The organism is Foetidibacter luteolus (assembly GCF_009650435.1).
GTDB lineage: Bacteria > Bacteroidota > Bacteroidia > Chitinophagales > Chitinophagaceae > Foetidibacter > Foetidibacter luteolus.
The window spans coordinates 278,087-284,399 of record NZ_VVIP01000059.1; the positions used below are offsets into that span (position 1 = coordinate 278,087).

The window sequence follows — 6,313 nt, forward strand, 5'->3', positions numbered from 1 at the left end:
CCTAAAATGAAGGAATTTATAGAAAAACTAAACGCTCCGCACTAAAAGGGACAAGTCAGGAAATATTAAAACGCTTACTGAACTATATCAACCCGGTACGCTATCTTTTTGTATCTTGCTGTTCATCATACTTCGCGATAGCCTGCCGCCGGAAAATTAACCCCGTCCTTTTGTAAAACCCATGCTGGCATTGGCTAAAAGAAAATCTTACTGCTTTATATGGAGTTTAATATCACTTTACTTGACAAAACATTGTTATTGCAAACCTTGTTTGTGCATGCTGCAGATACGCTTGCTGAGGCGGATGCCGAAGTTAATTCAGGCCTTTCTGATGCGGAATGTAAGCGTATATTAAAAGGCCGTTATTATGATGACAACGGCTGCCTGCTGGATGACTACGAAGGAAGGACGATGAAAATATACTGGACCAAAACGCCGGATGGCCGCATGTTTGCGGATGCATTGCCGTATGACAGTGTGCATGGCCGTTTCCGCTTTTTGGAAGCATTGCTGAATGTGTTTGACCCCTCCGAAATTATTATCACCAGTAAAGATTACCATGCGGTAAACCCGGCCACGGTAAACCCGATGTCTGCAGAAAAACATGACCAGATGCTGCACCTAATAGAATCTGCTATTATGTATGCCGATGTAAAAGGAACATACTGGAAAATTGATGAAGGCATGAATTACCGGTCGTCTTTTTTAGCGGGGTTGGATATTTGAGTTGCCCCTGGGCAATGCAGCAATTGATTGGTAGTTACAACCATCAACGGAAAATGTTTTTATCTATCCTGCGGGGAAGCTGAAGAGAATTGGCACTGATGAAAGGCTGCCGGATTGAAGCGGAAACCCCGCTGAAGGCGTGAGCGTATGGTCTTGTGGCGGAGTTGCAGCGGAAAGCCGGGACTGCAGCAGAAATCTGTTGTATAGTTGAAAGCCCCTGAAATCACCAAATTGAGCGGCCCGGTAAAAGTTTTCCTTCGCCCGCTTTGCTGTAATACTTACGTAAAGAATATTAGCTGTTGTTGGTTAATGATGCTAAGGCATGTATTTTGCGGCCTTCGTTGTTCACCAGATAGTTAGCTTATGCGATGTTTTGCACTGCTTTTAATTATAATGTTGCTTTCAGTAAAATGCTTTACACAATTCAATGATTCTGTTCACCACCATTTTCGTTACTCTGGCACTGGTATCGTGAACCGCACAAATGAACAAAGCTCTTTTGTAATAAATAACTCGCTGGGCTTTGGTGTTAGCCACAGGCATACAGCCTTCAGCTCTTCAGCTAACTGGATATACGGCCAACAAAATAAAAATCTTACCAACAACGATTTGCTTGTAACCGCTAACCTGGATGTATGGAGGAAGGAAAGCCGTATTTCTTACTGGGCACTGCTTTCTTATCAAACCAGCCTTTCCTTAAAAATTGATTACCGGCTGCAGGGTGGCGGCGGAATTAGCTACACTATTTTGCGGACCCCGGTTAGCAGCTTTGTTATAAGTGATGGGCTATTGTTTGAGAAAGGCAACCTGGTGGATGCTACGCTGGGTAAAGATATGTATCAAACAACACGTAACTCCACCCGCATTAAGTACCGGTTTAATATACAGGAACGGTTAATAGTGGAAGGAATTCATTTTTACCAGCCTTCATTACAGGATATAAGCGATTATAACATCAGCTCAGTAAACACATTGGCTGTAAAATTAAGAAAGTGGCTAAGCCTTACAGCGGCTGCCAACTACAATAAAATAAGCCGTACCAACAGGGAAAATCTTATTCTTACATTCGGTGTTGCGGTAGAGAAATATTTTTAAGAAAGCTGGTTTATCTTTATAACAGCGGGTGGTTCTATAAATTCTTACAAAAACAATTATGAGCGTAACATTTCCTTACTCATTCGGTATTCATCACGCCGAAGTGCGGATAGAGGAGGCAGGTACCGGCAAGTATGCCTTTCAGCTTACGTTTACCGATGGTCATACAGATACCTTTACTTATTCTACTGAAGATGCTTCTGCTAATGCAGCGCTGGACATTGAAGGAAATGAAGCAAGGAAAGAAGCGGTGGAGTCGTTCCATATCCTGTTGCAAAAGAAGGGTGGGTGAGGGATAACAATTATTCTTTAATTTCTGGTAAAAATCTCAAAATCATTATTTTAGTACATAAACCTAAATCTAACTCAAATGAAGATTCGTTGTTTCGTTCTCCTTGCAAGCTTATTTGGTTCTATCTACTGCTTTTCTCAAAACAGGGTTGGTATTGGAACCGCTAATCCTACAGCTCAGCTTCACACAACAGGGTCTTTGCGGCTGCAAGGCATCAAGGCTGATAGTTTAATAAACAGAATGATAGGCCTTGACTCAAACGGAAACGTTTTTTATAGGGAAATAGCTGGTTTTAGCTGGCAACTAACTGGTAATAAGGGAATTGATGAAAGCACAAATTTTTTAGGTACAACTGATAATAAGCCACTCGTATTAAGGGCAAACAATTTCAATCGAATGCATTTATCGCCTAATGGAAGCATACGAATGAGACCAATAGCTCACAGCAACTTGATTATCAGGAACTCTCCGAACGTTCAAGGTGAGGATGATAATATCGGAATCGATTTTATCCGTGATGATGCCAGTGATGTTTCTACCACAAATGTAAAAGCTCGTATTCAATTCGACGGCTATCCGCTAAATTATCCTGACGCAAGCCTTTTACATACAGCATACTTGCGTTTTTTTACCAATTTCAATGGTTCTTTGACTCAAAGAATGGTTATAACCAATGAAGGTTTCGTTGCTATCGGACGGGGGTATACTTATCCGCTTGAAGAAGCTGGCAGAGTAACAAGGCCGTTTGAGGTTAATTGTGAAGGCCAGCCATTGAGGTTTAAGAGTTTACCTTCAGGTTCCGGAAATATACTGGTGATTGACAGTAACGGGGATATTCGTGTGAGCAATCAGGGAGCCAAGATGTTGAATACCCAGGATTCTACAGTCGAAGAACTGAAGCATCAAATAGAATTATTAAAGAAAGAATTAGAGTTGCTTAAATCAAAAGTTGTTAGTTTGGAAGAACGTGAGTAAGGCATTTATGTGAGTAACGAGCATAGTACTTATCAAAAGGAGTTAACTTTTAAAGGTCAATTTTATTGTTAAGAAGTTAAGCCCTGGACACAGATCATATATGCGCAGTTTTAGTTGAAGTCATGATAAAGCGAATTCTCCCAAATTTATTATTGCCGTAAGAAAGATTGTTATTTGCAAGTCAGTGATTATAGATTGAAATAGCTCAAAGCGTTGTTTTGCAAGGTGTTTGTGGCGATTAAGATTTGTTTAAACTTTCTCTTTGTTTTAACGAAACGGTTTTTTGGCGCTAATTTTAATTTGTCATTTAAATCCAATCTCTTGAAAGAATTTAGAAGTTTTCTACTCCGTAATCACATTACCCCTAAATGGGCAATATTTGCCCTTGATCTCTCGATTTGCATATTTTCCGTGCTTTTTTCACAGTACCTCATCACTGGCTTTGCAGCGGGAAACAGCGCATTTTTATTAATAGTTACTATAACATCCCTTTCGGCTTCAGCCTTTTTTGTACTTCTTAAAACATACCAGGGCATTATCAGGTTTTCAGATTTTAATGAGGCCATGCGCAGTGTTACTGCTGTATTCTGCTCTTTTTTAAGCATTGTAGCCCTCAATTGCATGATGGCCTTTTCGGGGCATGCTTATGTGATTGATACAACGGTTTTGCTGGTATTTTTCTTTGTTGCATCGTTCCTGATTTTTGGTTACAGGCTTTTGGTTAAACAGCTTTACCGCATAAGCATTACTGAAGACAACACCGTAAATGTTATAGTTTATGGCGTTGAGCTAAACAGTTCGCTGGTTAAGATGTCTGTAGAAAACCTCTCTGATTCAGCTTACCGGGTTGTTGCTTTTATTGAAGATGAAGAGCAGTATATAACTAAAACAATTGATGGGATAGAGATATATTCCTATACGGAAACGGAAGAAATTATCCGTCGGTTTAATGCAAAAGCAGTGTTTTTTGCAAAAGATAAGATGGATGCGGATTTAAAAAGAAATATTGTAGATGTTTGCCTGTCCCATCACATGCAGGTAATGAATATACCTTCTGTGGCAGACTGGATAAACAGCAACCAGAAGCTAAGCCGTTTGGAACAGGTGAAAATTGAGGAGTTGTTGGGGCGGCCTTCCATATCATTGCCTAATGAGCATGTGATAAACATGTTGGGTACCAAGAGTATTCTTATCACCGGTGCTGCTGGCTCCATTGGCAGCGAGCTTGCCCGGCAGGTTGCCGCTATATGTCCCGCATCGCTTATTATTTGTGATAAAAGTGAAACCGGGCTTTTTGAGCTGGAATACGAACTTCAGCAGAAATATAAACTTGGCGCTTCGCTAAAGGTATTTTTGGGAGACGTTAAGGATGAATACGCCATGAACCGGCTGTTTGCGGCCTATATGCCCAACATCGTATTTCATGCGGCAGCCTTTAAACATGTGCCCATGATGGAAAGCCATCCTTCAGAAGCGATATTAACCAATGTACAAGGCACCAGGGTATTGGCTGATTTGGCGGAATTGTACGATGTGGAGCGTTTTCTTTTTGTATCTACGGATAAAGCAATCAACCCTACCAATGTTATGGGCGCATCTAAGCGTATTGCTGAAATGTATTGCCACGCCCTGCATGGCAAAGCAGATTGTCAACCGAAAGAATTACCGGTTTTGCCGATGCTGCCCAGCGTTAAACTTAAAAGCAAAACAAAATTCATCACCACCCGTTTTGGAAATGTGCTTGGCTCCAATGGATCTGTTATCCCAAGGTTTCAGCAACAAATAGCTGCGGGAGGCCCGGTTACGGTTACCCATCCGGAAATTATACGCTATTTTATGACCATTCATGAGGCCTGCTCACTGGTGCTGGAAGCGGTTACTATTGGCAATGGTGGTGAGTTATACCTTTTTGATATGGGTGAGCCGGTTAAGATTCTTGACCTTGCCAAGAAAATGATAAGGCTGGCAGGCAAAGAACCAGGAAGCGAAATTAATATAGAGTTTACCGGGTTAAGGCCAGGCGAAAAGTTGTATGAAGAGCTGCTGAATAAAGCCGAGGAAGTTATACCTACCCACAACAAAAAGATACTGGTAGCCAAAGTAATTGAGTGTGACTACCAGGGCCTTATAGCGGGCATAAATGAATTGATTGAAACTGCCCAGGTTTGCAATGACAAAAAAGTGGTAAGCCATATACGCCAGCTTGTTCCCGAATACAAGAGCAGCAATGCCGTATTTGACCTGAATAATAAAGAGATAGACCCCGCCCGTATTGCCAGCAACGCTTTTTAGCCAATGGTTAGTAATCTTCTCTTATTTTTGGTACATGTTATCATTTCTCTTTAAGAAAAAAGAAAATATAAAACCCGACCTGTCTTTTATTGGGGTTGACATGCATTCTCACCTGTTGCCCGGTCTTGACGATGGCTTGCAAACTATGGAGGATACCCTTTTGTTCATGGAACGTTTGCAACAGTTGGGCTATCGTAAACTGATATGCACCCCCCATATTTTGAGTGATTTGTATCCTAACAGCCCCGGTACTATTCTGCCCAGGCTTGACGAGGTTAAAAAAGCCGTAGCTGCCAGGGGGCTTGCCATTGAAGTGGCTGCCGGCGCAGAATATATGGTGGACATGGAAATGGAGAATTACCTGCGGGATAAAAAGCAAATGCTTTCCTTTGGTAATAAGAATGTGCTCATTGAAATGTCGTACCTGGCTGAATCTCCCAATATTGAACAGGTGATTTTTGAAATGCGCATGCAGGGCTATCAGCCCATACTTGCCCATCCTGAGAGATATAATTTTTATCACCAGCGTTTTGAACAATACCAGCGTTTTATTGACCTTGGTTGCTTAATGCAGGTTAACCTTCTGTCGCTACTCGGCTATTATGGAAAGCCAATAAAAATGGTTGCCGAGAAACTGGCCAGAAACAAAATGATTGATTTGCTGGGTACGGACATGCACCACGAAAAGCATCTTGCCGCCCTGGAAGAACTTGCTACCCGCAAAGAATTTTATACCCTTGCAGAAGGCCTTGATATTAAGAACAGCAAATTATTCGGTAGCCTATAGCCGCTTTTTTCCCGCCAATCTTATTAATGGGCGCAACATTTGATTACGCGTATTTTTTTATGAGCCCAACTGGAGTAGTACTATCCTGACTTGTCCCCCTCGGATTTAGTGCGGTTATAATTATTTGATTTTCAATTACATTATTA

Annotated in this window: 7 protein-coding genes; 6 read left to right on the forward strand and 1 reads right to left on the reverse strand. The window is 41.4% G+C overall.

Annotated elements, in window-relative coordinates; translation table 11 throughout:
• The first annotated feature begins 219 nt into the window (after window positions 1-219).
• From F0364_RS19825 to F0364_RS29015, 4 genes are all read left to right on the forward strand, one after another.
• The gene (locus F0364_RS19825) at window positions 220-726 is read left to right on the forward strand and encodes a hypothetical protein (RefSeq protein WP_153799541.1); all 507 of its coding nucleotides are present in this window, start codon (window positions 220-222) and stop codon (window positions 724-726) included.
• A 471-nt stretch (window positions 727-1,197) separates the two neighbouring features.
• A complete protein-coding gene (locus F0364_RS19830) occupies window positions 1,198-1,821 on the forward strand; it encodes a DUF481 domain-containing protein (RefSeq protein ID WP_207632780.1) in 624 nt (207 codons plus the stop codon).
• A 58-nt stretch (window positions 1,822-1,879) separates the two neighbouring features.
• On the forward strand, window positions 1,880-2,113 hold the full coding sequence (locus F0364_RS19835; RefSeq protein WP_153799543.1) for a hypothetical protein: 234 nt from the start codon (window positions 1,880-1,882) through the stop codon (window positions 2,111-2,113).
• A 78-nt stretch (window positions 2,114-2,191) separates the two neighbouring features.
• Window positions 2,192-3,088, forward strand: coding sequence for a hypothetical protein (locus F0364_RS29015; RefSeq protein WP_207632781.1), 897 nt, complete (start codon window positions 2,192-2,194; stop codon window positions 3,086-3,088).
• 353 nt (window positions 3,089-3,441) lie between these two features.
• Here F0364_RS29015 and F0364_RS19845 read toward each other — a convergent pair whose 3' ends face one another.
• Window positions 3,442-3,711: a hypothetical protein gene (locus F0364_RS19845; protein ID WP_207632782.1), complete on the reverse strand. Its 270-nt coding sequence runs from the start codon at window positions 3,709-3,711 to the stop codon at window positions 3,442-3,444.
• Between F0364_RS19845 and F0364_RS19850 the strand changes: the two genes are divergently transcribed.
• A complete protein-coding gene (locus F0364_RS19850; RefSeq protein ID WP_207632783.1) occupies window positions 3,710-5,380 on the forward strand; it encodes a polysaccharide biosynthesis protein in 1,671 nt (556 codons plus the stop codon). The two genes, F0364_RS19845 and F0364_RS19850, sit on opposite strands and share 2 nt — an antisense overlap.
• Window positions 5,381-5,414: 34 nt before the next feature.
• Complete coding sequence (locus F0364_RS19855) at window positions 5,415-6,167, forward strand: tyrosine-protein phosphatase (protein ID WP_153799546.1); 753 nt, start codon at window positions 5,415-5,417, stop codon at window positions 6,165-6,167.
• Window positions 6,168-6,313: the final 146 nt, after the last annotated feature.